24 protein-coding genes, 2 tRNA genes and 1 pseudogene are annotated in these 25,166 nt (G+C 64.5%); 13 read left to right on the top strand and 14 right to left on the bottom strand.

Annotation, left to right across the window (positions count from 1 at the left end; all coding sequences use genetic code 11):
• Window positions 1-61 precede the first annotated feature (61 nt).
• Complete coding sequence (locus ACVIW0_RS14495; RefSeq protein WP_461352951.1) at window positions 62-1,144, bottom strand: ISAs1 family transposase; 1,083 nt, start codon at window positions 1,142-1,144, stop codon at window positions 62-64.
• A gap of 143 nt (window positions 1,145-1,287) precedes the next feature.
• Here ACVIW0_RS14495 and ACVIW0_RS14490 point away from each other — a divergent pair, with 143 nt between their 5' ends.
• The 3 genes from ACVIW0_RS14490 to ACVIW0_RS14480 all read left to right on the top strand — a co-directional run bounded on the left by ACVIW0_RS14490 (window position 1,288) and on the right by ACVIW0_RS14480 (window position 3,779).
• On the top strand, window positions 1,288-2,235 hold the full coding sequence (locus ACVIW0_RS14490; RefSeq protein ID WP_461352950.1) for an alpha-E domain-containing protein: 948 nt from the start codon (window positions 1,288-1,290) through the stop codon (window positions 2,233-2,235).
• A gap of 112 nt (window positions 2,236-2,347) precedes the next feature.
• Window positions 2,348-3,190, top strand: coding sequence for a transglutaminase family protein (locus ACVIW0_RS14485; protein WP_461352949.1), 843 nt, complete (start codon window positions 2,348-2,350; stop codon window positions 3,188-3,190).
• A 178-nt stretch (window positions 3,191-3,368) separates the two neighbouring features.
• On the top strand, window positions 3,369-3,779 hold the full coding sequence (locus ACVIW0_RS14480) for a carboxymuconolactone decarboxylase family protein (RefSeq protein ID WP_461352948.1): 411 nt from the start codon (window positions 3,369-3,371) through the stop codon (window positions 3,777-3,779).
• Between the two features lie 142 nt (window positions 3,780-3,921).
• On the opposite strand, the gene ACVIW0_RS14475 is transcribed toward ACVIW0_RS14480, so the two are convergent.
• Together ACVIW0_RS14475 and ACVIW0_RS14470 are read right to left on the bottom strand one after the other, a co-directional pair.
• Window positions 3,922-4,083, bottom strand: coding sequence for a hypothetical protein (locus ACVIW0_RS14475; RefSeq protein WP_461352947.1), 162 nt, complete (start codon window positions 4,081-4,083; stop codon window positions 3,922-3,924).
• Window positions 4,035-5,510 (bottom strand): ABC transporter substrate-binding protein, encoded by a 1,476-nt coding sequence (locus tag ACVIW0_RS14470; RefSeq protein ID WP_461352946.1) that lies wholly within the window; start codon window positions 5,508-5,510, stop codon window positions 4,035-4,037. The genes ACVIW0_RS14475 and ACVIW0_RS14470 overlap by 49 nt, the downstream gene beginning before the upstream one ends.
• Window positions 5,511-5,730: 220 nt before the next feature.
• Between ACVIW0_RS14470 and ACVIW0_RS14465 the strand changes: the two genes are divergently transcribed.
• The 3 genes from ACVIW0_RS14465 (at window position 5,731) to ACVIW0_RS14455 (ending at window position 7,942) form a co-directional block, all read left to right on the top strand.
• Window positions 5,731-6,183 carry a hypothetical protein gene (locus ACVIW0_RS14465; protein WP_461352945.1) on the top strand — a complete coding sequence of 151 codons (453 nt, stop codon included), beginning with the start codon at window positions 5,731-5,733 and terminating at the stop codon, window positions 6,181-6,183.
• 221 nt (window positions 6,184-6,404) lie between these two features.
• Window positions 6,405-7,166 (top strand): peptidase, encoded by a 762-nt coding sequence (locus tag ACVIW0_RS14460; RefSeq protein ID WP_461352944.1) that lies wholly within the window; start codon window positions 6,405-6,407, stop codon window positions 7,164-7,166.
• Window positions 7,167-7,180: 14 nt separating this feature from the next.
• Window positions 7,181-7,942 carry an SDR family oxidoreductase gene (locus ACVIW0_RS14455; RefSeq protein ID WP_461352943.1) on the top strand — a complete coding sequence of 254 codons (762 nt, stop codon included), beginning with the start codon at window positions 7,181-7,183 and terminating at the stop codon, window positions 7,940-7,942.
• Window positions 7,943-8,258: 316 nt separating this feature from the next.
• Here the strand turns inward: ACVIW0_RS14455 and ACVIW0_RS14450 are convergent, their stop codons facing one another.
• Entirely contained in the window at window positions 8,259-9,482 is a 1,224-nt protein-coding gene (locus ACVIW0_RS14450) for an MFS transporter (protein ID WP_461352942.1), read from the bottom strand.
• Window positions 9,483-9,598: 116 nt separating this feature from the next.
• Between ACVIW0_RS14450 and ACVIW0_RS14445 the strand changes: the two genes are divergently transcribed.
• Window positions 9,599-10,849: a NupC/NupG family nucleoside CNT transporter gene (locus ACVIW0_RS14445; RefSeq protein ID WP_461352941.1), complete on the top strand. Its 1,251-nt coding sequence runs from the start codon at window positions 9,599-9,601 to the stop codon at window positions 10,847-10,849.
• A gap of 127 nt (window positions 10,850-10,976) precedes the next feature.
• On the opposite strand, the gene ACVIW0_RS14440 is transcribed toward ACVIW0_RS14445, so the two are convergent.
• Complete coding sequence (locus ACVIW0_RS14440) at window positions 10,977-12,107, bottom strand: alpha/beta fold hydrolase (RefSeq protein WP_461357328.1); 1,131 nt, start codon at window positions 12,105-12,107, stop codon at window positions 10,977-10,979.
• A 257-nt stretch (window positions 12,108-12,364) separates the two neighbouring features.
• On the opposite strand from ACVIW0_RS14440, the gene ACVIW0_RS14435 reads away from it, so the two are divergent.
• Entirely contained in the window at window positions 12,365-12,931 is a 567-nt protein-coding gene (locus ACVIW0_RS14435) for a TetR/AcrR family transcriptional regulator (protein WP_461357327.1), read from the top strand.
• 201 nt (window positions 12,932-13,132) lie between these two features.
• Here the strand turns inward: ACVIW0_RS14435 and ACVIW0_RS14430 are convergent, their stop codons facing one another.
• Both ACVIW0_RS14430 and ACVIW0_RS14425 read right to left on the bottom strand, forming a co-directional pair.
• Complete coding sequence (locus ACVIW0_RS14430; protein ID WP_461352940.1) at window positions 13,133-13,690, bottom strand: cupin domain-containing protein; 558 nt, start codon at window positions 13,688-13,690, stop codon at window positions 13,133-13,135.
• 162 nt (window positions 13,691-13,852) lie between these two features.
• Complete coding sequence (locus ACVIW0_RS14425) at window positions 13,853-14,143, bottom strand: usg protein (protein ID WP_461352939.1); 291 nt, start codon at window positions 14,141-14,143, stop codon at window positions 13,853-13,855.
• A 382-nt stretch (window positions 14,144-14,525) separates the two neighbouring features.
• Here ACVIW0_RS14425 and groES point away from each other — a divergent pair, with 382 nt between their 5' ends.
• The 3 genes and pseudogenes from groES to ACVIW0_RS14410 all read left to right on the top strand — a co-directional run bounded on the left by groES (window position 14,526) and on the right by ACVIW0_RS14410 (window position 17,001).
• Complete coding sequence (groES, locus tag ACVIW0_RS14420) at window positions 14,526-14,840, top strand: co-chaperone GroES (RefSeq protein ID WP_461352938.1); 315 nt, start codon at window positions 14,526-14,528, stop codon at window positions 14,838-14,840.
• 45 nt (window positions 14,841-14,885) lie between these two features.
• A complete protein-coding gene (gene groL, locus ACVIW0_RS14415) occupies window positions 14,886-16,526 on the top strand; it encodes a chaperonin GroEL (RefSeq protein WP_461352937.1) in 1,641 nt (546 codons plus the stop codon).
• Between the two features lie 176 nt (window positions 16,527-16,702).
• Window positions 16,703-17,001 (top strand): annotated as a pseudogene (locus ACVIW0_RS14410) (GIY-YIG nuclease family protein).
• Between the two features lie 74 nt (window positions 17,002-17,075).
• On the opposite strand, the gene ACVIW0_RS14405 reads toward ACVIW0_RS14410, so the two are convergent.
• The 4 genes from ACVIW0_RS14405 to ACVIW0_RS14390 form a co-directional block, all read right to left on the bottom strand.
• Complete coding sequence (locus tag ACVIW0_RS14405; RefSeq protein ID WP_461352936.1) at window positions 17,076-18,227, bottom strand: slipin family protein; 1,152 nt, start codon at window positions 18,225-18,227, stop codon at window positions 17,076-17,078.
• 337 nt (window positions 18,228-18,564) lie between these two features.
• A tRNA-Arg gene (locus tag ACVIW0_RS14400) sits at window positions 18,565-18,631 on the bottom strand.
• Window positions 18,632-18,634: 3 nt separating this feature from the next.
• Window positions 18,635-18,706: transfer RNA gene (locus ACVIW0_RS14395), tRNA-Phe, on the bottom strand.
• A 318-nt stretch (window positions 18,707-19,024) separates the two neighbouring features.
• The gene (locus ACVIW0_RS14390; protein ID WP_461352935.1) at window positions 19,025-19,864 is read right to left on the bottom strand and encodes a LysR family transcriptional regulator; all 840 of its coding nucleotides are present in this window, start codon (window positions 19,862-19,864) and stop codon (window positions 19,025-19,027) included.
• A gap of 128 nt (window positions 19,865-19,992) precedes the next feature.
• On the opposite strand from ACVIW0_RS14390, the gene ACVIW0_RS14385 reads away from it, so the two are divergent.
• Both ACVIW0_RS14385 and ACVIW0_RS14380 read left to right on the top strand, forming a co-directional pair.
• Window positions 19,993-20,586: a cysteine hydrolase family protein gene (locus ACVIW0_RS14385; RefSeq protein WP_461352934.1), complete on the top strand. Its 594-nt coding sequence runs from the start codon at window positions 19,993-19,995 to the stop codon at window positions 20,584-20,586.
• Between the two features lie 11 nt (window positions 20,587-20,597).
• Window positions 20,598-21,227, top strand: coding sequence for a glutathione binding-like protein (locus ACVIW0_RS14380; RefSeq protein WP_461352933.1), 630 nt, complete (start codon window positions 20,598-20,600; stop codon window positions 21,225-21,227).
• A 22-nt stretch (window positions 21,228-21,249) separates the two neighbouring features.
• On the opposite strand, the gene ACVIW0_RS14375 is transcribed toward ACVIW0_RS14380, so the two are convergent.
• The 3 genes from ACVIW0_RS14375 to ACVIW0_RS14365 all read right to left on the bottom strand — a co-directional run bounded on the left by ACVIW0_RS14375 (window position 21,250) and on the right by ACVIW0_RS14365 (window position 25,119).
• Window positions 21,250-22,746 carry an AMP nucleosidase gene (locus ACVIW0_RS14375; RefSeq protein ID WP_461352932.1) on the bottom strand — a complete coding sequence of 499 codons (1,497 nt, stop codon included), beginning with the start codon at window positions 22,744-22,746 and terminating at the stop codon, window positions 21,250-21,252.
• A 119-nt stretch (window positions 22,747-22,865) separates the two neighbouring features.
• Window positions 22,866-24,095 carry a DUF2778 domain-containing protein gene (locus ACVIW0_RS14370; protein WP_461352931.1) on the bottom strand — a complete coding sequence of 410 codons (1,230 nt, stop codon included), beginning with the start codon at window positions 24,093-24,095 and terminating at the stop codon, window positions 22,866-22,868.
• A gap of 328 nt (window positions 24,096-24,423) precedes the next feature.
• On the bottom strand, window positions 24,424-25,119 hold the full coding sequence (locus ACVIW0_RS14365) for a DUF899 family protein (protein WP_461352930.1): 696 nt from the start codon (window positions 25,117-25,119) through the stop codon (window positions 24,424-24,426).
• Window positions 25,120-25,166: the final 47 nt, after the last annotated feature.

Raw genomic sequence — 25,166 nt, 5'->3', positions numbered from 1 at the left:
CCGAGCGGAGAGAAGACCCCCACCCGGCGCTGCGCGCCGACCTCCCCCTTTCAGGGTAGGGCTATCGCATATGGCCGAGGGTCGAGAGAAGGAAGTCGTTGTTCCACCTGGCTTGGAGCATTTTGTGGCTGATGCGCGCGGGGCCGGGTGTTGCCTGCAGAGCATTGATGGCCAGCTTGCGGATAAGAGCAAGATTTTCCGCAGCGTGATCCTTGCGGCTGCGGCAGGCATCCTCGTCGAACAGAACGTCGAGGACCCAGTGCAGGTTGTTCTCGATGCTCCAATGAGCGCGCACGGCCTCGAGCAGCTTTTTGGCCGACAGCAGGCGCGATGCCAGGAAGTATCGGACCGTGTGTTTGACAGCCTTGCCAGAGTTGGCGCGCCAACTGTCGATGCGACCGACTGCGGCGATGGCGGGGAAGCCGTATTGTTTCGCCAACCGAGGCGCCGGCGCGACGAGGGCCTGTCGGCGCTCGACGCGGCCGTGGGCGGTGGCTCTTCGTTGACTCGCTCGCGCGGGCTTTCGGGCTGTGTCGACCAGCGTCTTGGCGGCCTTGAACAGCCGGCCACGATTGCTCTTGATGGCCAACACGTAGTGCCCCTTTCGGTCGCGGATGGCCTGCGCGGTGTCAGGCCGGCAATGCAAGGCATCGGCGGTGACAAGAGCCCCATCCAGATCGAGCAGGGCGAGGACTTCGAGAGCCCCGGCAACCTCGTTGCGGTTGGGAGCCTTTCTCTGAGCCAGCGCCATGCGAGTGCCTGCGGCCCAGACATTGACCATATGCAGCGGCGTGGCCTGCCGACCTCGTGTGTAGGCTCCGCGCAGCGCCTTGCCGTCAATGCTGACCACCCCTTTGACGCCGAAGCTCTTGCTGAACTTGCGCAAAACCGCTTCAAGCCCCTTCGGGTCCAGAGCACGGAAGACATTGCTGAACGTATCGTGGCTCGGGATGCCGTGCTCGAGCTTCAGGAAGCGCCGCAACAGCTCCTCGCGGCCTTGGCCAAAGAACTCGAACTCGGTGCAGGTCTTGGCGCCAGCCAGCGTCGCCGCCAAGGCGATGACGAGGATCTCCACCAGATCATGTCGGGTGTTGCTAGCGCGCGGGTCCTTGAGCGGTCGAAACAGGCGCTTGAGCTTGCGCATTCAGGGCTCCCTCGGGAATCGAGAGACACCCAAAGAATCCAGTTCCAATCGCTTGGCAACACCCCGCTAGCGCCATATGCGATTCCCCTACCTTTCAGGGGGAGGTGAACTCGAAATGAGTCGCGTTTTGTGAGGAATTCTGGATGCTGTCGCGCACCGCTGAAAACCTGTTCTGGCTGGCCCGTTACGTCGAACGCGCCGAATATCTCGCGCGCACGATCGACGCCACGCTGCGCGTCACCGCGCTGCCCGCGGCCTATGTCGGCAAGACCAATGAGTGGGATTCCGCGCTGCTCACCGCCGGCGTCGGTCCGAGCTTCTACGATCACTACCAGGAGGCCAACCAGCAGAACGTCGTCGAATATCTGTCCTTCTCGTCGGAGAACCCCTCCTCGATCAAGAACTGCATCGAGGCGGCGCGGCTGAACTCGCGCTCGGTGCGAACCGCGCTGACCTCGGAAATGTGGGACACCATCAACTCGGCGTGGATCGAGTTGCAGGCGGTCTGGAGCAAGGGCGGCACCGGCAGCCGCGAGGAGCTCGCAAAATTCCTGCGCTTCGTGCAGGAGACCTCGCTGCGCTTCGACGGCTCGGCCTACCGCACCATGCTGCGCAACGACGCCTACTGGTTCTCGCGACTCGGGGTGCATCTCGAGCGCGCCGACAACACCGCGCGGATTCTCGACGTGAAGTATCACGTGCTACTGCCCGAGGAGGAGCATGTCGGCGGCCCGCTGGACTACTACCAGTGGACCTCGATCCTGCGCTCGGTGTCGGCCACAACGGCCTATCACTGGGTCTATCGGGAAACCCTGAAGCCCTGGCTGATCGCCGACCTGTTGATCCTCAACGACACGCTGCCGCGCTCGCTCGCCAGCTGCTACAGCAATCTGGTGCGCAATCTGGACCAGATCGGCGTCGCCTATGGCCGCCAGGGCGCTTCCCAGCGCCACGCCCGCGGCATCAGGAACCGGCTCGAGCACAGCCACATGGACGACATCTTCCAGCACGGCGTGCACGAATTCATCCAGGAATTCATCGCCGATAACTCAAGGCTGGGTGAGATCATCACCAAGCAGTACCTGATCTAGAGTAAAAGTCGTGAAACCGGCATCGTCCGCGGGCACTGTCTTCGAGCTCTCCCGATGGGAGAGGTAAAATACCGTTGCCGCCAGCTCCGATCTGACCTACTGGAAACGCGACATGCGCCTGCGGATTGCCCATACCACCACCTATCGCTACGAGCCGGCGGCCTCGGGCGTGATCCAGATTCTGCGGATGACGCCGGGCAGCCATGACGGCCAGTATGTCGCGGATTGGCAGATCGACGTCTCGACCGATTCCCGGCTCGACACCCATGAGGACGCCTTCGGCAACGTCACCCACGTGCTGACGCACGGTTCGATCACCGACCTCACCATCCATTGCGAAGGCCTGGTCGAGACCCAGGACACCGGCGGCGTGCTAAAGGGCAGCGACGAGCGGTTTCCGCCGAGCCTGTTCCTGCGCGCCACGCCGCTGACCGACCTCGACCCGGCGATGACGGCCTTCGTGCGCGAGCTGCGCGCCGAAGCCGGCAACGACGTGCTCGGCTTCCTGCACGCGCTGATGTCGCAGATCTACGAGCACATGACCTTCGACGAGGACCCGACCAACAGCGCCACCTCGGCCTCCGAGGCGTTCACGCTGAAGCGCGGCGTCTGCCAGGACTACGCGCATATCCTGATCGCCTGCGCGCGCGCCGGCGGCGTTCCGGCGCGGTTCGTCTCCGGCCACTTCCTGCGCTCCGACGGCATGGTCAACCAGCAGGCCGGCCATGCCTGGGCGGAGGCCTTCGTGCCCGACCTCGGCTGGGTCGGCTTCGACGCCGCCAACGGCATCTGCACCACCGACGCCCATGCCCGCGTCGCGATCGGCCTCGACTATCTCGGCGCCGCTCCGGTCCGCGGCACCCGCTATGGCGGCGGCAACGAGACGCTGACGGTCGCGGTCAAGGTCGACCAGGCCGGACGTCCCGGGCAGTGGCAGAGCCAGACGCAGTCGTAGTCCGATCTTTCCCCGTCATTCCGGGGCTCGCATAGCGAGAGCCCGGAATCCATTGTGCCGCGGGTTGTGCGGAGAAATGGATTCCGGGCTCGCGCCAAGAGGCGCGCCCCGGAATGACGGCGGTGAATTGCAGCGTGGTATGATTGCTGCCGCTTCAACCGAACCATGGGGACACATCATGGCCACCGTAAGACTGCTTTCCGACGACGAACTCTCGCCCGACGCCCGCGCCGTCTTCGACGACATTCGTGCGGCGCGGAAGTCGGACTTCATCAACAATTTCTGGCGCGCGCTCGCGCATGATCCGAAGACCCTGCGGCGGACCTGGGAAAGCATTAAGGAGGTGATGGCGCCGGGCGCGCTCGACCCGAAGGTCAAGGAGATGCTGTACGTCGCCGTATCGATCGCCCATGGCTGCAGCTACTGCATCCATTCCCACACCGCGGCCGCCCGCGCCAAGGGCATGACCGAGGCCGAGTACCAGGAAATGCTCGCGATCGTCGGCATGGCGGTCGAGACCAACCGGCTGGTCACCGCCCTCGGCGTGCCGGTGGACGAGGCGTTCCTGGTCAATGCGGCGGATACCTAGGACACGCTCTGCCTGCCCCTCTTCCCGTCATTCCGGGGCTCGCGAAGCGAGAGCCCGGAATCCATTGTGCCACCCACTATGCGAAGAATGGATTCCGGGCTCGCGCCAAGAGGCGCGCCCCGGAATGACCGCCATATCGCGGTCACTTGTCCAGCCAGACATCCTCGAAGCGCAGATTGTTGTATTGGCTGTTGTCGTGTGGGTGAAAGTTCTTCACGTAAGGCTGCCAGCAATTGCCGGCCGATGAGTGCAGGATCACCGGCCGCGCGGCGTCGTCGACCAGCAGGCGCTCGATGTCGAACACGATGGTCCGCCGCTTGTCCTTCTCGACCTCGCGCGACTGTGCGGCCAGCAATTTATCGACATCGGCATTGCAATACTGGGTGTAGTTGCGCTCCGAGTTGCAGGAATAGTTCTCGACCAGATTGCCGTCGGGATCGTCGACGCTGACGCCGGTGACGTTGAGGCCGATCGTGTAGTCCTTGCGTTGCAGCCGCGCGTACCAGCGCGGCGTGTCCAGGATTCGAGCTCGGCGACGATGTAGATCTTCTTGAGCTGGTCGGCGAGGATCACGGCCGGATCGCGATAGGTCGGCAGATTGCGGGTCTGGATCTTGATCGACAGCGGCTTGGCGTCGCTGTAGCCGACCTTCTGCATGATCGCCTGCGCGTCCGCAAGGTTCTTCTCGGTATCCGGGCCGTAGCCCATCAGCGTCGACAGGATCTCCGGCGGCATGCCCCATTCGCCTTCGGGCCTGGCCTGCATCGCCCCGCCGAGCCGCCCGCTGCCCTCGAACAGAATGCTATTGAAGGCCTTGCGATCGAGAGCCAGCGACATCGCCTTGCGGATCTCGGGATTGTCGAACGGCGGATTGACGCGATGGACCAGCAGATTGATCTGCAGATTGGTCGACGTCATCTCGCAGATCGCGTTCGGCGCCCGCGCCTTGACGTCCTTCATCAGGGGGATGCTGACGTCGGACGGAAAGGTGATGTCATAGTCGCCGGTCGCGAACGCCAGCATGCGCGTGGCACGGCTGTCGATCGAGCGCACCGTGATCTCGTCGAGATACGGCCGGTCCTTCTTGAAGTAGTCGGGGTTGCGGACGAGACGGATCGAATCGCCGCGCCGGAACTCGACGAATTTGAACGGCCCGGTGCCGACCGGTTTGGTGCGCATGACCTGCTGCGGCACGTGGCAGGGATAGACCACCGAGAAGGCGCTGGCGAGCAATGCAAGCAGCCCGGGCTGCGGCTCGGTCAGTTCGAAGGTCGCTTCATCGTCTCCGTTAACGCTGACATCCTTGAGCTTCGAGTACCAGACCTTGCGCGGATTGCGCTTGAAGTCCTGAGTCTCGCTCTTGCCGATCAGCATCCGCCAAGTGCATTGGACGTCCTTGGCGGTGAACGGCTGGTCGTCATGCCACTTCACGCCGTGATGCAGCTTGAAGGTGAGCTTTGTGTTGCTCGAATCCCATGACCAGCTTTCGGCGAGGTCGGGGATCACGGTGTCGATGCTCTCGTGGACCCTGGCCGGATCGAACACCACAAGGTTGTTGAACACCGCCGCGAACGGCATCACCGAGGCGATGGTGGATTCCTCGAGCAGCGAGGTCGAGGGCGGATTGTCGTTGTGATAGAGCCGCAGCATACCGCCCTTCTTCTGCGCCAATGCCGGGCTCGCGGCCGCGATGCCCAACGCCATGACAAATGCAGACAATTTGAGCGACATTCTCGCCTCCCGGAATTTCTTGTTGTTGTCGGCTCCAAGCAGTCGAGCACAACGCCTTGCGCGCCGCAACGACAGCAATCTCCCCTGATTGCCGGATGCATTCAACGCAGGGCACACACCGACCGCCGCGCCCCCGTAATCGCACGGCCCCGGTCCGCGATGAACCTGCCCGGCGTCCGCCTCCACTAATGGATGGTCAACTCATGGCACGGCTCATCCGATGACTGGCTCTGTTGCACAATCCCGCCGGCTTGGAATGATCGGCAGCATCGTCGGCCTGCTGGCCCTGATCGCGGCGGTGCTGCCGCACTGGGCCCTGCCGTTGCTTGACCCGCCCCCGCCGATCGACCAGGTGGTCGTCGACACCGGGCACCGGATCAAGGATCGCCTGCTCGCCCACAGGAACGGCGTCGAGTACCAGGCGCCGCAGCGCGAGACATCGATCGGAGACCGCCTGCGCAGCGGATCCTCGCTGGCGGCGATCTCGCTCGGCCTGCTCGCGATCGCCCTCTCCGTGTTTGCGCTGATCTTCCGTGAGGAGAAGCTGCTTGCCGCCACGTCGGCCACGCTCGGCGTCGGTGCGATCGCGGTCGAGATTTCCATCGTCCTGATCGGCGTATTGGTCGTTATCGCGATCATCTATGCCGTGATGGATCACATCGACCTGTTCTGAGCCGACGCGCTCGCTGTCCCATTGGAAGCCCTGGCAGCACGGCGGACGCCCTTCGCCGCCGCACCTTGCGGCGACCGGCTCCCCAACCGAAAATTCCTTCGATTTCGACCTATTCTTCGCATCCCCCGTCACGGCCCGTCACGGGGAATTGGGGTTGGATGCATCCTCGAAATTGGCTACTAGTTTCCCGCCGATAAACTCGGATCGTTTGAGGGCTGGAAATGACCTATTGTTGCGGGATTCTGGTGCGCGACGGCCTCGTCATGATCGCCGATACCCGCACCAATGCCGGCCTCGACAACGTCTCGACCTTCCGCAAGCTGCACATCTTCGAAAAGCCCGGCGAACGCATCATGGCGATCGCCAGCGCCGGCAATCTGGCGATCAGCCAGTCGGTGCTGTCGACCCTGACCGAAGGCATGGAAAATCCGGACACCGGCGAACTCGAGACCCTGATGAACGCGCCGACCATGTTCCAGGCGGCGCAACGAATCGGCCGCGCCATCCGCTCGGTGCATGCCACCGAGGGCGACGCGCTGCGCTCGGAGGACATCTCCTTCGACGTCTCGTTCCTGTTCGGCGGTCAGATCCAGGGCTCGCGGATGCGCCTGTTCATGGTCTACACCGCGGGCAACTTCATCGAATGCACCACCGACACGCCCTACTTGCAGATCGGCGAGCACAAATACGGCAAGCCGGTGCTCGACCGCGCCATGCATTACGACGTCGAGCTCTACGAGGCGCTCAAGACGGGACTGATCTCGATGGATTCGACGATGCGGTCGAATCTGGGCGTCGGCCTGCCGATCGATGTGCTGGTGGTGCGCACTGACGCCTGCGTCGCCGACCTCAACCATCGCATCGAGGCCGGCGAGCCCTATTTCCACGATCTGCGCTCGCGCTGGTCGGCAGCGCTGCGCGCCGCGCACCAGAACATTCCACGCCCGCCCTACAAGAACGAAACCGAAGCAAAAACCAAGTAAGAGGAAACTCGGAGATGACTGAGGCAACCCGCAAGATCGCGCTCGTGACAGGCGCCGGCACCGGCGTCGGCCGCGCCGCGTCGCTCGCTCTGATGGACAAGGACTACACGGTGGTGCTGGTCGGGCGCCGCCTGGAGATGCTGGAGGAGACCGCCAAGCTCGGCCCCGCCGGCAAGAGCCTGTGCGTCACCGCCGACATGGCCAATCCGGCCGCGATCGCAGCCCTGTTCGACAAGGTGAAGGCGACCTACGGCCGGCTCGACGTGCTGTTCAACAATGCCGGCATGGGCGCGCCGCCGGTGCATTTCGAAGACCTGCCGCTCGAGCAGTGGCAGGCCGTGGTCAACACCAACCTCACCGCGCCGTTCCTGTGCACCCAGCATGCCTTCCGCATCATGAAGGACCAGACCCCGCGCGGCGGCCGCATCATCAACAACGGCTCGATCTCGGCGCATGCGCCGCGGCCGTTCTCGGCGGCCTACACCTCGACCAAGCACGCCATCACCGGCCTGACCAGGGCCTCCAACCTCGACGGCCGGATGTACGACATCGCGGTCGGCCAGATCGATATCGGCAACGCCGCGACCCCGATGACCGATCGCATGGTCAACGGTCCCGGCGTGCTGCAGCCGGACGGCACCACCAAGCAGGAGCCGCGCATGGACGCGAAGGCGGTCGGCGATGCCGTCGCCTACATGGCCGGCCTGCCGCTCGACGCCAACGTGCTGTTCATGACGGTGATGGCGACCAAGATGCCGTTCGTCGGCCGGGGCTAAGCCACCGCCACTCCGTCATTGCGAGCCAACGGGTCGCGCGTACGCACGCCCGATGACAGGCTCCGCGAAGCAATCCATCGATCCTCTCGGGGATAGATGGATTGCTTCGTCGCTTCGCGCCTCGCAATGACGGGTGGCGAGAGCTCTCCCCTACTCCACCTTCTCCACAGGCGCGCGGTCAAAACATGGAAAACAACCCCATGCAAAGGAGCCGGCGGCTGCCGGCGCCCGACAAGGCCCCTTGACACGTCGGGCAACTCAGCAGTATTTTTCCATTATTCCGAAATCGTGCGTCTGCTGGGCGAGGTAAGGCGCCCTACTCCAGCTTCTCGACATCCCGCAGCGTCGGGAACAGCTTCATCCAGAGCAGCGCCACTGCGACCGTCGCAACGCCGCCGAGCACCGCCGAGGGCACGGCGCCGAGCAAAGCGGCGGTGACGCCGCTCTCGAATTGACCGAGCTGGTTCGAGGCGTTGATGAACAGGAAATTGACCGCGCCGACGCGGCCGCGCATCTCGTCGGGGGTGGCGAGCTGCACCAGCGAGAAGCGGATCACGACGCTGATCGTGTCGGCAGCGCCGAGCACCGCGAGCGCCAGCGCCGACAGCCACATCCAGTGCGACAGCGCGAACACCACGGTGGCGACGCCGAACACGATTACCGCCTGGAACATGCGTAATCCGACGCGGCGGTTGATGGTGTGCCGCGCCAGCACCATCGTCATCAAGAGCGCGCCGACCGCGGGCGCGGCGCGCAGGATGCCGAGCCCGAGTGGGCCAGCCTGCAGGATGTCGCGGGCATAGATCGGCAGCAGCGCGGTGACGCCGCCGAACAGCACGGCGAACAGATCGAGCGAGATGGTGCCGAGGATCGCCGGATTGCTGCGCACGAAGCTGACGCCGGCAAACAGATCGTCCGACGATCCGCCGTTCTTCACCGGTGCCTGCTGCAAGCGGCCGATGCCGCTCGTGAGCAGCGCGCCGAACAGCCAGAACAGCATCATGATGCCGTAGGGCGCGCTCGGCATCAGCGCATAGGCGAAGCCGCCGAGCGCAGGGCCGGTGATGGTCGCGACCTGGGCTGCGCCGCTCGAGATCGCGGTCGCCCGCTGCAACGAGCCCTGCGGCGCGATCAAAGGCAGCAGCGCGGCGGTCGCCGGGCTCTCGAACGCGCCGGCGATGCCGAGCACGAAGGTTGCAACGAAGATCTGGATCTCGGAGATGGTGCCGGCAAATGTGCTTCCGGCGAGAAACAACGCGGTCAGCGCCTCCGCGACCTGGCAGGCCTGCACCACGCGCTTGCGCTCGAAGCGGTCGGCGGCGTGACCGGCGACGAACACCAGCAGCGCCGTCGGCAGGAACTGCACCAGGCCGACCATGCCGAGGTCGAACGCGCTGCCGGTCAGATCATAGATCTGCCAGCCGATCGCCACCGCGCCGATCTGGCTGGAGAAGCGTGACAGGCTGCGCGACGACAGGAAGAACAGGAAAGCTCTGTGGCCGAGCAGATCGCGGGCGCCGGCCGGCGTGGCGGAGGACATGGATGATTGCGTGGCCGAGCGCCTGCAACTTGTCAATGGCGGGAACGAGAACGCGCAACAGCATTGCGCTGCGCGAAGCCCCTGCCCATAATCGCGCGCGGGTTCTTGGGGGCGTGATGCTGCAGTTGCAATCGGCGTTCGGCGTAGTGGCGTTGCTCGTGATCGCCTGGGCGTTGAGCGAGAATCGCGGGATGGTATCGCTGCGGCAGGCGGCGATCGGGCTTCTCGTCACCATCGTCACCGCACTGGTGCTGATCAAGGTGCCGCTGGTGACGCAGGCGTTCGGCGCGATCAACGATGCGGTCGGCACCATTGCCGCGGCGACGCGCGCCGGCACCGCCTTCGTGTTCGGCTATGTCGGCGGCGGCCCGGCGCCGTTCGACCCCAAGGAGCCCGGCTCGGATTTCATCCTCGCCTTCCAGGCGCTGCCGATCGTGCTGGTCATGAGCGTGCTGACCACGCTGCTGTTCTATTGGCGGGTGCTGCCGCCGGTGGTGCGCGGCATGGCCTGGATCCTGGAGCGCACGCTCGGCGTCGGCGGCGCGGTCGGGCTCTCGACCGCGGCCAATATCTTCCTCGGCATGGTAGAAGCCCCGCTGTTCATCCGGCCCTATCTGGCGCAGCTCAGCCGCAGCGAATTGTTTCTGGTGATGACCGGCGGCATGGCCGGGATCGCCGGCACGGTGCTGGTGCTGTACGCCACGCTGCTGGCGCCGCTGATCCCCGATGCCGCCGCGCATTTCGTCATCGCCTCGGTGCTCGGCGCGCCGGCCGCCATCCTGGTCAGCCTGATCATGGTGCCGGAGACGACGGACAAGCGCACCGGCGGGTCGCTCGACGATCCCGATGTCCAGGTGTCCTCGACGATGGACGCGATCGTGAAAGGCACGGCCGCCGGGCTCGAGCTGCTGATGAACATCATCGCGATGCTGCTGGTGCTGGTCGCGCTGGTCTATCTCGCCAACAAGATCATCGGCCTGCTGCCGGAAATCGGCGGCGCGAAAATCTCGTTGCAGCGACTGCTCGGCTACGTGATGGCGCCGGTGTGCTGGCTGATGGGCCTGCCGTGGCCGCAGGCGATCACGGCGGGAAGCCTGATGGGCACCAAGACCGTGCTGAACGAGCTGATCGCCTATGTCGATCTGTCGAAGCTCGGCCCCGACGCGCTCGATCCGCGCTCGCGGCTGATCATGCTCTATGCGATGTGCGGCTTTGCGAACTTCGCGAGTCTCGGCATCATGATCGGCGGCCTCGGCATCATGGAGCCCGGACGGCGCGACGAGATCAATGCGCTCGGGCTGAAGTCGATCGTCTCGGGCACGCTGACGACCTGCCTGATGGGCGCGATCGTGGGGGCGATGACGTAGGCGGTAGCCCGGACGGAGCCAACGGGTCGCACGAACGCGCGCCCGATGACAGGCTCCGCGCAATCCGGGCCGTGCGAGTCGTGAGCGCGAGTCCCGGATTTCGCTGCGCTCCATCCGGGCTACGACACTAACGGCTGGCGTGATCCGCTCCACCCGCCTCCTTGATGAAGGCGAGCAGGCGCGCGCCGAGCCGATCCGGCTGCTCCTGCTGGATCCAGTGACCGGCGCCGTCGATCAGTTCGATGCCACCCATCCGCGTCGTCGCCTTGGTCTTCATCAGATCGAGCGCTCCCGGCGCCGCGTAGGTGCCCCAATCGCTCGTCCCGCCGATGAACAGCGACGGGACATCGATCGTCTTGCCCGAAAACAGGCGCAACTCAGCGTTCAGGTCAGGATCGGAAAAGACACGATAGGCCATCAGGGCGCCTTGAAACCCGGTGCGGCCGTACTCCTCGGCGTACACGCCAAGCTCCGGCTCGGTAAGCCATTTGCAGGCCGAGACCTCGGCAGCCGAAGGTTGGAATGGAGCGACGGTCCGGGACATCGTCTTGCCGAGATCCATCACATAATAGGTCGGCATCTGTGCAAGTTCAGTGGCGGTTGGCGCCTTCAACGGATGCGGCTTGTTTCCCGGCCAGTCAGCGCTCTTGACGTGGAAGAATGCACGAAGAAACGCGTGTAGACCTTGAGGCGGGTGCCACATGTCATCATTGGCCTGCCGCGTGCTCAGATATTGCTGATAATGCTGTCTCGGCGGATCGAGCGCCGCGAGCGCGGCCGCCAGCTTTTGATTTGCAGTGTTCGGTTGAACGGCCGATGGCGCGCTGTCCGCAATGTCGAACGGAAACGCCGGCGGACCGGGGAACGGTGCGCTCATCAGCACCACCGAGGGAAAGACGTCAGGTCGGGCGAGCGCACAATAGGCCGCCACGGGCGAGCCGAAGTCGTGCCCGACGAGCATTGCCGTACGCCGATATCCCAACGCCGAAACCAATCCGAGGGCGTCACGCGTCATGTTCAAGAGGCTGAACGGCCCGAGCGGGGCGTCACAGCCGTTCACCCAGCCGGTGGTGCGGCCGAAACCGCGCTGGTCGGGCGCCACGACGTGGTAGCCGGCATCAGCCAGAATCGGGATCAGGTGCCGCCAGCCGTAAGCCAAATCCGGAAAGCCGTGCAGGAGCAGCGCGAGCGGCCGGCCGGGGCTTTCGTAACCGGCCTCGAGAAGATGGACATCGAGGCCATTGACCCCATGGATCATGCGCGAGCGGACGCCCTTGGGAAGCGTTCCCTCGCCGTAGGTCGATTGGGTCAAGTCAGCTCCTCCTATGGGGTTTGCGCGGGCCGGTCGAAGCGAAGCCGCAACCAGGCCGGCCGCCCCCATCGCCAAAACGGCTCGTCGGGACGTTTCGTGGCTTGGGATTTGGTCGAACAGCATCGCGAGCCGCTTTCTATGGTGATCGCCATAGTATGGCGGTCACCATAGCGACGTCAAGCGAAACGGCTTATCTTCGCGGCATGCCACGTAAGACTGACGCCCGCGCGCGCGCGATTGCCACGGCCGAACGGCTGTTTCGCATCCAGGGCTACACCGCGACTGGATTGACCCAGATCATTGAAGAGAGCGGTGCGCCCAAGGGGTCGTTCTACTTCCACTTTCCGCGCGGCAAGGCGCAGCTCGCGGAAGAAGCCATCGATCATTACGTCGCGAGCAGAATGACCGTATTGCGGGACATCTCGGCGAACACGGCGGGCGATGCCCTGAAGTTTGTTCGTGAGATTTTCGGCACATTCGCTGCCGAAATGGTCGCCGCTGATTTCCAGTATGGATGTCTGATGCAAAATCTGGCGAATGAGCTGCCCGCGCTCGACCCTGAGCTGACCAAACGGGTGGCGCGCGGATTTGTCGATTCAACCGCGATCATCGCGGAGCATTTCAGGGGGTGCGGTTTCACTGCCGCGCGCGCATCCTCAACCGCAGCCGCATTGGTGGCCGCCCTCGAAGGCGCGCGAACCATCGCCCGCCTGGAACGCACGCCGGCAATCTTCGAGGCGCTGGCGGAGGTCAGTGTCGAGAGGCTGTGAGTGCCCCCGGGAGTGTCTCGCTGCGGGGACGAGTCCCCGGATTTCGCTGCGCTACATCCGGGCTACGAAGCGGACGTTGTTTGCTCCCCGTCATTCCGGGGCTCGCGCAGCGAGAGCCCGGAATCCATTGCGCCGCGGGTTATGCCGATGGATGGATTCCGGGCTCGCGCTGCGCGCGCCCCGGAATGACGACGGCGAGAGCTACGCCTTCAACTCCACCGTCTTGAACTCGGCCGGCAGGATCACTTCCAGCAGTTCGACGTCGTCGGAATAGTCCAGGATCATATGCTTGATGCGTGGCGGCTGGGTCCAGGCGCTGCCTTGTTGCATCAGCGTCTCGCCCTCGCCTTCCATGTAGGTCTTCACCCAGCCCTTGAGCACATAGACCATCTGGAAGTCGACATCGTGGAAGTGCAGCTTCGACACTTCATCCGGGTTGCACGGTCCCTGCAACCGGATGACATGCGCCTGCGCGAGGCCATGCGAGGCAGCAGCGATGCCGAGGTCGCGGTATTTGGCGTAGGCGCGCAAGCCGTCGGCCTTGAAATCTTCTTCGCGGTGATGGCTGATCGCGACGCGCTGCTTCGGTCGTGCCTTGCTCGCCGATTTCGGCGTGCTCTTCTTCGCCGCCGAGACGCGGCCGCCCTTGGACTTGATGGTCTTGCGCGCGGATGACTTTTTGGCGTCGGCGCCAAGCCCGGTCCATTTCTTCTTCACCGCGGTCTTGGCCGCGGATCTCGATGCCGTCTTCTTGGCCATTGTTCGCCTCCCGTCTTTTCTGACGACCGGAGGCTAACACAAGTCACGCAACGTAGGGTGGGCAAAGGCGCGTGAGCGCCATGCCACCATTCCAGGCGTGCTCGCGATGGTGGGCACGCTGTCGCTTTGCCCACCCTACAATCCCCAGCTACTGATCGATCTTCAGTGCAGCCGGAACACCCCGTCGACTGAGCGCAGTTCGGCCGGCTTGACCAGCTTGGAATGCGCCACCGTCACCGAGAACAGCGGGCCCTCGAGCTTCTGCTGCCAGAAAGAGAGGAAATCCTGCAGCGCCGGAAATTTCGGAAATAGGTCGTAGTTCTGCCAGACATAGGTCTGCAGCAACGAGGGGTGATCCGGCATCCGATAAAGGATTTGCGCCGTCGTCAGCCCATACCCCACCAACTGCTTCCGGAAATCGTCGGAAACAACCCCACCAACTCGCGAGACCATGCCAACCTCCTGTGACGGAGCGCATTCACATGGTGGCCGACCTTCCCCGCCGGACCACCGGCCATGGATGCGCTCACATGAGAGAAATGTGACGCACGCGACTAACCCATCTCAAGCCCAAATGTTTAATAGGTTGTTGAAATTTCTTGCGTTAGCAGCAACTTACCGCAACTGCTAATAGCAGCGGCACCGTTCGGGCCGGCATTAAGGATGCCGAAATGATCCTGGCAGCGACCATCTGCGAGTGCCAATTTTTCTGCTAGAGGCTCTTGCCCGCCGCCAAGGCTTGGCCTATGTCCTGCGCAGCCAGTCTGGCACTCGCTGGGCTGGACTGCTAACACTCCAAAAATCTACAGCATCTGCAAATGTTTAGGAGGACTGCATGAAATTCCGTCCGCTTCACGACCGCGTCGTGGTCAAGCGCATCGACGCCGAAGAGAAGACCGCTGGCGGCATCATCATTCCGGACAGTGCCAAGGAAAAGCCCTACCAGGGCGAAGTCGTCGCCGTTGGACCCGGTGGCCGCGACGAGACTGGCAAGCTGACCCCCATCGACGTCAAGGTCGGCGATCGCGTCCTGTTCGGCAAGTGGTCGGGCACCGAGGTCAAGATCGACGGCGAAGACCTGCTGATCATGAAGGAAAGCGACATCATGGGCGTGCTCGACGTCCCCGCTTCCAAGAAGAAGGCGGCCTAAGCGCCCCCCTCCCTCCCAGATCAAATCTCTCAAGGAAAAACTCAGATGGCAGCTAAAGAAGTCAAATTCTCCGTCGAGGCGCGCGACAAGATGCTGCGCGGCGTCGACGTTCTCGCCAACGCGGTGAAGGTCACGCTCGGTCCGAAGGGCCGCAACGTGGTGCTCGAGAAGTCGTTCGGCGCTCCCCGCATCACCAAGGACGGCGTCACCGTCGCCAAGGAGATCGAGCTCGAGGACAAGTTCGAGAACATGGGCGCCCAGATGGTGCGCGAAGTCGCCTCCAAGTCCGCTGACGCGGCCGGCGACGGCACCACCACGGCGACCGTGCTTGCCCAGGCGATCGTGAAGGAAGGCGCCAAGTCGGTCGCCGCCGGCATGAACCCGATGGACCTGAAGCGCGGTATCGACCTCGCGGTCGAAGCCGTCGTCGAGGACCTCCAGAAGAACTCCAAGAAGGTCACCTCGAACGAGGAGATCGCCCAGGTCGGCACCATCTCCGCCAACGGCGACGCCGAGATCGGCAAGTTCCTCGCCGACGCGATGAAGAAGGTCGGCAACGAGGGCGTGATCACGGTCGAGGAAGCCAAGTCGCTCGAGACCGAGCTCGACGTCGTCGAGGGCATGCAGTTCGACCGCGGCTACATCTCGCCCTACTTCGTCACCAACGCCGACAAGATGCGCGTCGAGATGGACGACGCCTACATCCTCATCAACGAGAAGAAGCTCTCCTCGCTGAACGAGCTGCTGCCGCTGCTCGAGGCCGTGGTGCAGACCGGCAAGCCGCTGGTCATCGTCGCTGAAGACGTCGAAGGCGAAGCGCTTGCCACCCTCGTCGTCAACCGCCTGCGTGGCGGCCTGAAGGTCGCGGCCGTCAAGGCTCCGGGCTTCGGCGATCGCCGCAAGGCCATGCTGCAGGACATCGCGATCCTGACCGGCGGCCAGGCCATCTCGGAAGACCTCGGCATCAAGCTCGAGAACGTCACGCTGCAGATGCTCGGTCGCGCCAAGAAGGTGATGATCGACAAGGAGAACACCACGATCGTCAACGGCGCCGGCAAGAAGGCCGACATCGACGCTCGCGTTGCCCAGATCAAGGCGCAGATCGAGGAGACCACCTCGGACTACGACCGTGAGAAGCTGCAGGAGCGTCTCGCCAAGCTCGCGGGCGGCGTCGCGGTGATCCGCGTCGGCGGCGCGACCGAAGTCGAGGTGAAGGAGCGCAAGGATCGCGTTGATGACGCGATGCATGCGACCCGTGCGGCTGTCGAGGAAGGCATCGTCCCGGGTGGCGGCGTCGCCCTGCTCCGTGCCTCCGAGCAGCTCAAGGGTCTGCGTACCAAGAACGACGACCAGAAGACCGGCGTCGAGATCGTGCGCAAGGCGCTGTCGGCTCCGGCTCGCCAGATCGCGATCAACGCCGGTGAAGACGGCTCCGTCATCGTCGGCAAGATCCTGGAGAACAAGGCCTACAATCACGGCTTCGACTCCCAGACCGGCGAATACGCCGACCTCGTCAAGAAGGGCATCATCGACCCGACCAAGGTCGTGCGTACCGCGATCCAGAACGCTGCCTCGGTTGCCGCGCTCCTGATCACCACGGAAGCGATGGTTGCCGAGCTGCCGAAGAAGAACGCCGGCGGCCCCGCGATGCCTCCGGGCGGCGGCATGGGCGGCATGGACTTCTAAGGTCCGGCCACTCAAGGCAAGTTGCGAAATGCGAAACCCCGGCAGCGATGCCGGGGTTTTTGTTTTTGAGGGGAGTAACAGTCCCTGTTGCCTTACCCCCGGAGCCGGGCAAAACTCCCTCGTCATTCCGGGGCGGCGCACAGCGCCGAGCCCGGAATCCATTCCCCAGCTTGCTCATGGCCTATTACGTCTATCTCCTCGCTAGCGATAAATACGGTACGCTCTATCTCGGCGTGACGAACGACGTCGTTCGTCGCATCCATGAGCATAAGAGCAAGGCAGTTGCCGGCTTCACGAAACGATACGCCGTCGACAAGCTCGTCTGGTTCGAAATCTATGATGATGCGCTGACGGCGATTGCGCGCGAGAAGGAGCTGAAGAGGTGGCGCGAGATTGGAAGATCAGATTGATTGAAGAGAAGAACCCGCAGTGGATCGATTTGTATCCTGAGATCGCCGCCGGACATATTGGATGAATGGATTCCGGGCTCGCGCTGCGCGCGCCCCGGAATGACGAGACCGAAGGGCCGCCCGTGGGCGGCCCTTCTTGTTACGCGCTCTCGGGCGCCTTGAGGCGGACCAGCTTGGTCAGCAGCGCATCGAGGCCGTGGCCATCGCCGGCATGCAGGTCGATGCGGCCGACCTTCTCGACCAGCCGCTCGAGCGACTCCAGCTCCTTGAGCCGCAGCAGCAGAGGATTCTCCTCCATCAGCTTGGCGGTGTTCAGGAGCGAACGCGTCGCCGCGGTCTCCTCCTGCCGGCGGATCAGGTTGGCCTTCGCCACCCGCTCCGCCTCCACCACCTTGTTGACCAGCTCGCGGATCTCGCCGGGCAGGATCACGTCCTTGACGCCGAGCTCGGTGACCTCGACGCCGGACTCCGCGACACGCCCGCGGACGTAGTCACGAAGCCCCTCGTCGAGCGCGGTCTTCGCAGACAGCACCTCGTCCAGCGTGCGGCCGGCCACCGCCTCGCGGATCGCGAACTGCACCAGGCGATACAGCCACGCATCCACGTCGGGCACCGTTGCCACGACCCGCTCGGGATCGACGATCCGGCGGAACGCGGTCAGCGTCACGCGCAGCGCGATGCGGTCCTTGGTCAGCATCTCCTGCGCCGTGATCTCGATCGCCTGGGGACGCAGGTCGAGGCGCTTGACCTCGATCTTGCGGCCCGCGATCCAGAACGCGTGCCGGCCGGGCGCGAGCCGCTCGACGAGCTTGCCCTCGACGTTGAGCAGACCGGCCTCGTGGTTCTCGACCACCGCCTCGGTGATGACGCCGGCCCGGTTGGGCTGGATCATCGCAAGATGACGTGCCGTGACCCTGATATCATCCGCCACGTCGATGCGCTCGACCTCGACCGACGTCGCGACCTTCCAGTACACGCGCGTCTGCCAGGGCGTCATCAGCTGAACCGGACGGCCGTCGAGGCTAACGATCGCGATCTCGTTCGCACGGGTCTCGATCGCCTCGAACAGCTCGTCGGCCAGATCGGGCCGCGCGGCCTTGATCACCGCATAGCGATCCGCGGGGAATTCGCTTCGCACGACGCCGAACAGCTCGGCCTTGAGCTCATGCAGGGGATCGAACAGGCGGTGACGTCCGGGACCGAGCACTTGCGTCAGCCGGCCGTCACGCGTCAGCAACGCGCGCTCGCCATCCTTCACCGTCAACTTGGTCGTCAAGATATGCCAGGTCATTGGCACGCCTCCAGTGTTGCGCTCAGGCCCATGGGCCGGAGAGCGGGTTTCAGTTTTGCAAAGGACGTGAGGACGCGAACGCGGCTTCCTGTCAGCCAAGCGGGCCGTGGCTTGAGCTTGCGCGATGATGGGCGCACGCGCGCGTTCGCGCGACTGACGTCGCGCGGCCGAGCGGAGCCACCCGGCATCGGCGCAAGCGGTATCCACCGCGGCGCAAAGCCGGTCTCACAGTGTCGATGTTCGGACGAAGAGCCTTGCGGCAGGACGGCCGGACTGCGACTGAAGCGCGCGTCCGGTCCCCTTCAGAGGTATCAGCTTTTCAGGCTGAACGGAGCGCTTGGAGCGGGAATTGAACCCGCGACATGATGATTCGTAGTCACCTGCTCTACCTAACTGAGCTATCCTTTGAGAGAAGATCGGATTCGAACCGGTACCTTCGGGGTTTCAGCCCCGACGCTCGCCCATGAGCTTCATTCTCGTATCTTCATTTCGGCGGAACACGACACCGCAGAGCGGCACGCGCCAGTCGGGATCTCAGCGAGCCCGAACCCATGGCCGAAGCGAAGGAGCGGGCTAATAGACGAAGCACGTCCGGGTTGCAAGAGGGCAGCGCGTGATTTTTTCGTGGCGAACAGCGGGTGGCGCGCCTCCGACCGCGCTCACCTCGTCATTCCGGGGCGTGCGAAGCACGAGCCCGGAATCCATTCTTCAGCGAAACGTGCGGCCCGATGGATTCCGGGCTCTCGCTTCGCGAGCCCCGGAATGACAAAGAGCGGATGGGCGACTCCGCCGCCACCTCACCCGCTGCGCGCGACGTCCTGAAAGCAGCCGCGCAGCCAGTCGATGGTGATGCGGGTCGCCGCGTCGCGCTTGAGATGGCTTTGCACCAGGAGCCAGACGTCGCGCCGCTTCGCCAGCAGCGTGGCGCGCAGCCGGCGATCGGTCCGCAGGTCGACACAACTATGCTCCGGCAGCACGCCAACCGCGTGATGCGACTGGATCAATTTGTGAATGATGCGGACATTGTCGGTGACGCAGCGCGCGCGAAGCCGCTTGGCGCGCAGGAACTGCATCTCCGGTATGGCGCCGAGCTCATCGGGATAGGCACACGTCACCGGCTCGCCCGCCGTCGCCGCGACAGGCTCGAAGAAATACAGCCTGACCTCGGCGAGCTTCGAGATCGCAAAGTCGCCCTTGTCGGGCTTGCGCAGCCGGATCGCGAGATCGGCTTCCCAGCGCGAGAATTTGACATTGTCGCTCGACGTCAGGAATTGCAGCGTCAGCCCGGGATTGGCGCGCAGCAGGGTGCTGGTGCGCGGCGCCAGCACTTCTTCGGCGATCGCGTTGGTGGAGGCGATGCGCAGCCGGCCGACCGGACCGGGCAGGCTTTCGCCGATGCGGCCGATCTCCTCGGCATGCGCGGCCATCGCCTGGATGTGCGCGAGCACCACGTCGCATTGCCGGGTCGGCCTGCGGACGCCGTCGGCCGCCTCGAACAGCCGCAGTCCGAGCGCGCGTTCGATCCGCGCCAGGCGGCGGCCGACCGTGGTCTCGTCGATCCGCAGCCGCGCGCTGGCGCCGGCATAGGTGCCCTCGTCCCTGACGGCCGCGATGATGCGGAGGTCGTCCCAGTTCATGGCGTCAGGCTACATCGCACGGGGCCTACCTGCAATAACGCAGCCACGGGCTGCAATATCCCTGCATAACGGCAGGCCGCTGCACGGCTATATTTTCGCAACACAGATCCGCTGGAGACCTCAGGACCATGACCACAGCCCAAACGCTGATGCAGCTCGCCGGCATCGACCTCACCCCGCCCCGCCTCGGCGATGCCTGCCTGGTGCTGATCGACATCCAGAACGAATATCTCGCCGGCCCCCTCGCTTTACCCGACGCCAATAACGCGATTGCGCGCGCCACCGCGTTGCTCAACCGCGCGCGGGAAAGCGGCGCCAGGATCATCCACATCGCGCACAAGGGGGCGCCGGGCAGCCTGTTCGATCGCAGCGCGGAGCGTGGCGCGATCGTCGCACCGCTTAAGCCGCGGCCCGGCGAGTCCGTGATCGAGAAGCAATTGCCGAACGCATTCGCCGGCACCGAGCTGAACGCGCAGCTTGTTGCGACCGGCCGCAAGGAGCTGGTGCTGGCCGGCTTCATGACCCATATGTGCGTCAGCTCGACCGCACGCGCCGCGCTCGATCTCGGCTTCCGCACCACCATCGACGCCGACAGCTGCGCCACCCGCGACCTGCCCGACGGCAAAGGCGGCACGATCGCCGCAAAGCTCATCCACGACGTGGCGCTCGCCGAACTGTCCGATCGCTTCGCGATCATCGCCCGCGGCAACGCCCTCGCCTGAGAGACATCGCCATGCTCCAGCTCTATTTCTCGCCGATGGCCTGCTCGCTGGCCAGCCGGATCGCGCTGATGGAAGCCGGAATCGAGGCGCGCTACCACCTCGTCCAGCTCTGGACCAAGAAGGTGGTGGAGGACGATGGCGACTTCAGCGCGGTCGCACCGAAGGGCGCGGTACCGGTGCTGGTGCTCGAGAACGGCGAGCGCCTGACCGAGAGCGCGGCGGTGCTGCAATACATTGCGGACCTCAAGCCCGAGCTCGGCCTGGCACCGCAACCGGGCGATCCGGACCGCTATCGGTTGCAGGAATGGCTGAGCTTCATCGGCACCGAGATCCACAAGGGCTTTCTGTTCCCGACCTTCTGGTACAAGGACGACGCATCGCTTGCCAAACCGCGCGCCAGGATCGGCCAGACCTTGTCGGTGCCGTCAGCGCATCTCGCGCAGCGCGAATTCCTGGTCGGCGACCGCTTCACGGTCGCCGACGCGCACCTCGCCTGGGCCCTGCTGTTGCTTCGCGCCGCCGGTGTCGACGTCGCGCAATGGCCGTCACTGGCAGCCTATCTCTCGCGCATCCAGGCGCGGCCGCAGGTCAAGGCCGCGGTTGGCACCGAGACGCAATTGTGGAAATCGCTCGCAGCGTGAACGAGGCGAGCGTCGTTCGACGCTATTGAAACGCAACCTCGGCGAAGCTGCGCAGCTTGCGCGAATGCAGGCGTTCGGACTCCTGCTGCTTCAATCGCTCCAGCGCCTTCAGGCCGATCTGGAGATGCTGGCCGACGCGCTGGCGATAGAACTCGCTCGCCATCCCCGCGAGCTTGATCTCGCCATGCAGCGGCTTGTCGGAGACACATAGTAGTGTGCCGTAGGGTACACGGAAGCGGTAGCCGTTGGCGGCGATCGCCGCCGATTCCATGTCTAGCGCGATCGAGCGCGACTGCGACATCCGCCGGATCACCTGCGGCCCGCTGATCTCCCAGTTGCGGTTGTCGACGCTGGCGACGGTGCCGGTGCGCATCAGCCGCTTGAGCTCGAAGCCCGTCAGCCCGGTCACCTCGCCGACCGCCTCCTCGAGCGCGACCTGCATCTCCGCGAGCGCCGGGATCGGCACCCACAGCGGCAGCTCGTGATCGAGCACGTGGTCCTCGCGCACATAGCCATGGGCCAGCACATAGTCGCCGAGCCGCTGCGTGTTGCGTAAGCCGGCGCAATGCCCGATCATCAGCCAGGCATGCGGCCGCAGCACCGCGACGTGATCGGTGATGTTGCGCGCATTGGACGGGCCGATCCCGATATTGATCAGGGTGATGCCGCGATAGCCGGGCTCGACCAGATGAAACGCCGGCATCTGCGGCACGCGCTCCGATGCGGCCCCGGTCGGGCCACCGCCTGCCAGCGCGTTGCGCGTGATCACATTGCCGGGTGCAACGAACGCCTCGAGGCCTGCCTCACCGGAGGCGAGACGCTGCAGGCTCGATTGCACGAAGGCATCGACATAGAACTGGTAGTTGGTGAAGATCACGAAATTCTGGAAGTGCTCGGGATCGGTGCCGGTGTAGTGATAGAGCCGGCGCAAGGAGTAATCGACCCGCGCCGCGCGGAACAGCGCCAACGGCTCAGGCGTCCCCGGCATCAATTCGAACGTGCCGTCGGCGATCGCATCGTCCATCGCCGCAAGATCCGGCGTATCGAAGACGTCGCGCAACGACCGCGTGAACGCCGAGCTGTCGGCGATGGTCAGCGCCGCCTCGATATTGATGTCGCGGCGATAGGCAAAATGGATCGGTATAGGCTCGCCGGACTCGCCGATCTCGACCGCCACGCCATGGTTCTTGATCAGGAGCCCGATCTGCTCGGTGAGATAGGTCCGGAAGATGTCCGGCCGGGTGATGCTGGTCTCGTGGATGCCCGGCCCCGCGACAAAGCCGTAGGCGAGTCGGGAATCGAGCCGCGCATGCGACGAGGTGGTGATGCGGACGAATGGGTAATGCGCGCGCACCCGTGTCGTGATCACGGCGCCGTTGACATAGGCTTCGAAGCGGTTGCGTAGGAAGCCGGTGTTGCGCTCGTAGATCTCTTCGAGACGGGCAACGGCGGCCGCAGCATCGGTGAACGCTTCGGTCGTGATCGGCGGTGGAGTTTCGATGGCGGACGTCGGAGACATGTTCGCTTTGCACCAGATCCGTTGCCGAGTCGGGACTCGCCCTGGATCAGTGCAGTATAGCGACAATGGCCTCCAGTTCCAGATCGGCGCCGGGAGGCCTGCGCATCGGCCGCCCTGCCTTACTGAATCCGCGCCAGCACCGCGAGGCGGCGGATGCCCTTGTTACGGTAGGCGTCGAGGAACGCGTAGTAATCCTTGAACGAGACGCAACCGTTGGAGTCACCGTTCGGGCCGAGCATGAAGGTATGTGCGAGCAGGCCGACGCGGTTGAAGATCTTGCCCTCGCCGCCGATCGGATTGAGGCGAAGCGCCGGCACGCCGTGGAACAGCGCCTCGCGCGGCTTCAGCTCGTAAATGTGTGGCGGCGTCACGCCGACCATCTTCAGATGCGAAGACCTGGGATCGTCGAGCCGGGAGCCGAGACCTGAATGTGCCTCGAGCCGGGTGCCGTCGGGCAGATACACGGTCCGGGCCGAGATGTCGTACACCGCGGTCTGGCGGTCATAGGGCGGCGAGCCGCCGAGCATCGGGTTCTGGTCCAGCGTCGAGGGGATGCTGCCGGTCACGTTGGCGTCGGCGGACGCGAAGGAGAGCAGTCCGCCGCTCGACTCGCGCTTGCCCCACAGCTTCTCGACCATGGTCTGCCGCTCGCTCGAGGCGATCGACATCACCGCGGCCTTGGCGCGCGCCGCCATGTCGCGAACGCCGCCGGATTTCGCGGCCTGCTTGGCTTCGGCCGGCTTCGCGTCAGCGCTCTTCTCAGCCCCCTTGGGCTGAACGTTGGCGGCGGGATCGTTGAGCGCCACCTGCAGATTGGTGGCGGCTTGCTTCTTCGCGGCCTCGACCGACTTCGGCGCCGGCAACGGCTTCGATGTCTCGGCGAGTTCGGCCGTGGCCACCGCCCTCGCCGCGCCAGCGGCCTGCGGTGCGGCGGCCTGCTTGATCGGGTCGATCTGCGATGCGGCATCAGCCACGACGCTGGACGCCACGCCCGCGGGCGAGGCGGCTGCAAACCGATCGTTAAACATGAGCGACGATGCCCGGGCGTCCGACTTCGCGATCTCGCTCTTCGCCGGCGCTGGCGTCAGGGACGCAAACACCTCGTTGAACGCGGGTGCCGGGCGGCTCGCGACCGCGACGGGCCGCTTCACCACCGGCGCATCGAACGACGCATTGCCGACCGACGGAAAGACGCTCGCCGCGAAAATGTTGGCGTAGACGGTCCAGGCGCAGCCAAGCACCAGCGCCGCGACGGCCGCGCTGCCAAAGAAGTGCTGCGGGAGAATTTTTCGGGAGGATTTCTTGCGGCTCGGCGCCCCAAGAACATACGCACTCGCACTCGTACCCATACGCCCGGCGCTCAAAACAGGTCCACCTTTGTCCCCACACTGGATCTGCCGAACGACATGTCGGCTCACCGTCGCGCAGGGGGCACAGACGGCCATTAAGGCGACTTTTAGTTAAATGCGACTTAACTGGATGCGATCCCCTGCAGCGCGGGAAGTGCCTGTGGCGTAGGGCTTTTTTAAGATGACATTGGACCGCCAAAACGGCTTTTTTGTCCCATGATGGGACATCGCGGCACGCGGCTCCGCCGCCGCATGCCGAGATAAATCCGAGGTAGAATTTCCTTGCCGATCGCCCCGTAATCGCACGGGGATCGAGCAAGAATCTGCTTCAGTAACTCAGCTTCGGATACCAGTCCGCGCCGCGTCCCTCGCGCGTGGTGTCGAGCAAGGTCCAGAGCGGATCCATGTCCGGCGCGCCGCGCGGGTCCTGGCCCGGATCCTTTGTGCCTGACCCCATCTCGCCGGACCAGAAATGACGGATCGTGCCGTCGTGGCGCGTGAAGACGTTATAGCCAGGCAGGTCGCTGTCATCCTTGTTGACATAGTCGCGCGTGTAGTCGCCCGATCCATCCGAATAGATCCTGTGCCGCGTCCAGCCGCGCGCCCGCTTCGCCTCGATCAATCGCGCGATCGGCGAGCGCGCCGTGAACACGAATGAGACGCGCTGCTCGATATCGGGCAGCTTCTCTTCCCATGTGCCCATGAACGATGTGCACATCGGGCACGGCTTCTCGCGCTGCGGGCCGAACATGTAGCTGTAGATGATCAGCGTCTGCTTGTTGCCGAACAGATCGGCGAGCGACGCCGCGCCGGACTCACCGGTGAACTCATAGCGCTTCGCCACCTCGCCGCCCGGCGGCAATGCGCGGCGCAGCGCGGCGACGCGCTCGATATGCCGGCGCAGCTCGATCTCCTCGACCAGCAGCGCCTGACGCGCACGGCGATACGCGTCGCTCTCGTTGGGGAAGCGCATGGTGTTGGTGCTGGCGAGCTCGGCGGCGGGCTTGAGGACGGAACTGGTCATGTTGGAACCTCGTGTGGTTGACGGGCTTCCTGGAAGACGACCGGGAT

Source organism: Bradyrhizobium sp. USDA 4454, from assembly GCF_054822705.1.
This window is presented reverse-complemented; position numbering and strand designations above follow the sequence as displayed.

Bases quoted from the DNA above. Each gene is read 5' to 3' on its own strand.
- ACVIW0_RS14405 (WP_461352936.1), bottom strand. From the start codon at position 18,227: ATGACCTGGCATATCTTGACGACCAAGTTGACGGTGAAGGATGGCGAG.
- ACVIW0_RS14435 (WP_461357327.1), top strand. From the start codon at position 12,365: ATGCCACGTAAGACTGACGCCCGCGCGCGCGCGATTGCCACGGCCGAA.
- ACVIW0_RS14455 (WP_461352943.1), top strand. From the start codon at position 7,181: ATGACTGAGGCAACCCGCAAGATCGCGCTCGTGACAGGCGCCGGCACC.
- ACVIW0_RS14425 (WP_461352939.1), bottom strand. From the start codon at position 14,143: ATGGTCTCGCGAGTTGGTGGGGTTGTTTCCGACGATTTCCGGAAGCAG.
- ACVIW0_RS14480 (WP_461352948.1), top strand. From the start codon at position 3,369: ATGGCCACCGTAAGACTGCTTTCCGACGACGAACTCTCGCCCGACGCC.
- ACVIW0_RS14430 (WP_461352940.1), bottom strand. From the start codon at position 13,690: ATGGCCAAGAAGACGGCATCGAGATCCGCGGCCAAGACCGCGGTGAAG.
- ACVIW0_RS14465 (WP_461352945.1), top strand. From the start codon at position 5,731: ATGACTGGCTCTGTTGCACAATCCCGCCGGCTTGGAATGATCGGCAGC.
- ACVIW0_RS14370 (WP_461352931.1), bottom strand. From the start codon at position 24,095: ATGGGTACGAGTGCGAGTGCGTATGTTCTTGGGGCGCCGAGCCGCAAG.
- ACVIW0_RS14485 (WP_461352949.1), top strand. From the start codon at position 2,348: ATGCGCCTGCGGATTGCCCATACCACCACCTATCGCTACGAGCCGGCG.
- ACVIW0_RS14365 (WP_461352930.1), bottom strand. From the start codon at position 25,119: ATGACCAGTTCCGTCCTCAAGCCCGCCGCCGAGCTCGCCAGCACCAAC.
- groES (WP_461352938.1), top strand. From the start codon at position 14,526: ATGAAATTCCGTCCGCTTCACGACCGCGTCGTGGTCAAGCGCATCGAC.
- ACVIW0_RS14490 (WP_461352950.1), top strand. From the start codon at position 1,288: ATGCTGTCGCGCACCGCTGAAAACCTGTTCTGGCTGGCCCGTTACGTC.
- ACVIW0_RS14460 (WP_461352944.1), top strand. From the start codon at position 6,405: ATGACCTATTGTTGCGGGATTCTGGTGCGCGACGGCCTCGTCATGATC.
- ACVIW0_RS14380 (WP_461352933.1), top strand. From the start codon at position 20,598: ATGCTCCAGCTCTATTTCTCGCCGATGGCCTGCTCGCTGGCCAGCCGG.
- ACVIW0_RS14390 (WP_461352935.1), bottom strand. From the start codon at position 19,864: ATGAACTGGGACGACCTCCGCATCATCGCGGCCGTCAGGGACGAGGGC.
- groL (WP_461352937.1), top strand. From the start codon at position 14,886: ATGGCAGCTAAAGAAGTCAAATTCTCCGTCGAGGCGCGCGACAAGATG.
- ACVIW0_RS14470 (WP_461352946.1), bottom strand. From the start codon at position 5,510: ATGTCGCTCAAATTGTCTGCATTTGTCATGGCGTTGGGCATCGCGGCC.
- ACVIW0_RS14440 (WP_461357328.1), bottom strand. From the start codon at position 12,107: ATGATCCATGGGGTCAATGGCCTCGATGTCCATCTTCTCGAGGCCGGT.
- ACVIW0_RS14385 (WP_461352934.1), top strand. From the start codon at position 19,993: ATGACCACAGCCCAAACGCTGATGCAGCTCGCCGGCATCGACCTCACC.
- ACVIW0_RS14445 (WP_461352941.1), top strand. From the start codon at position 9,599: ATGCTGCAGTTGCAATCGGCGTTCGGCGTAGTGGCGTTGCTCGTGATC.
- ACVIW0_RS14450 (WP_461352942.1), bottom strand. From the start codon at position 9,482: ATGTCCTCCGCCACGCCGGCCGGCGCCCGCGATCTGCTCGGCCACAGA.
- ACVIW0_RS14375 (WP_461352932.1), bottom strand. From the start codon at position 22,746: ATGTCTCCGACGTCCGCCATCGAAACTCCACCGCCGATCACGACCGAA.
- ACVIW0_RS14495 (WP_461352951.1), bottom strand. From the start codon at position 1,144: ATGCGCAAGCTCAAGCGCCTGTTTCGACCGCTCAAGGACCCGCGCGCT.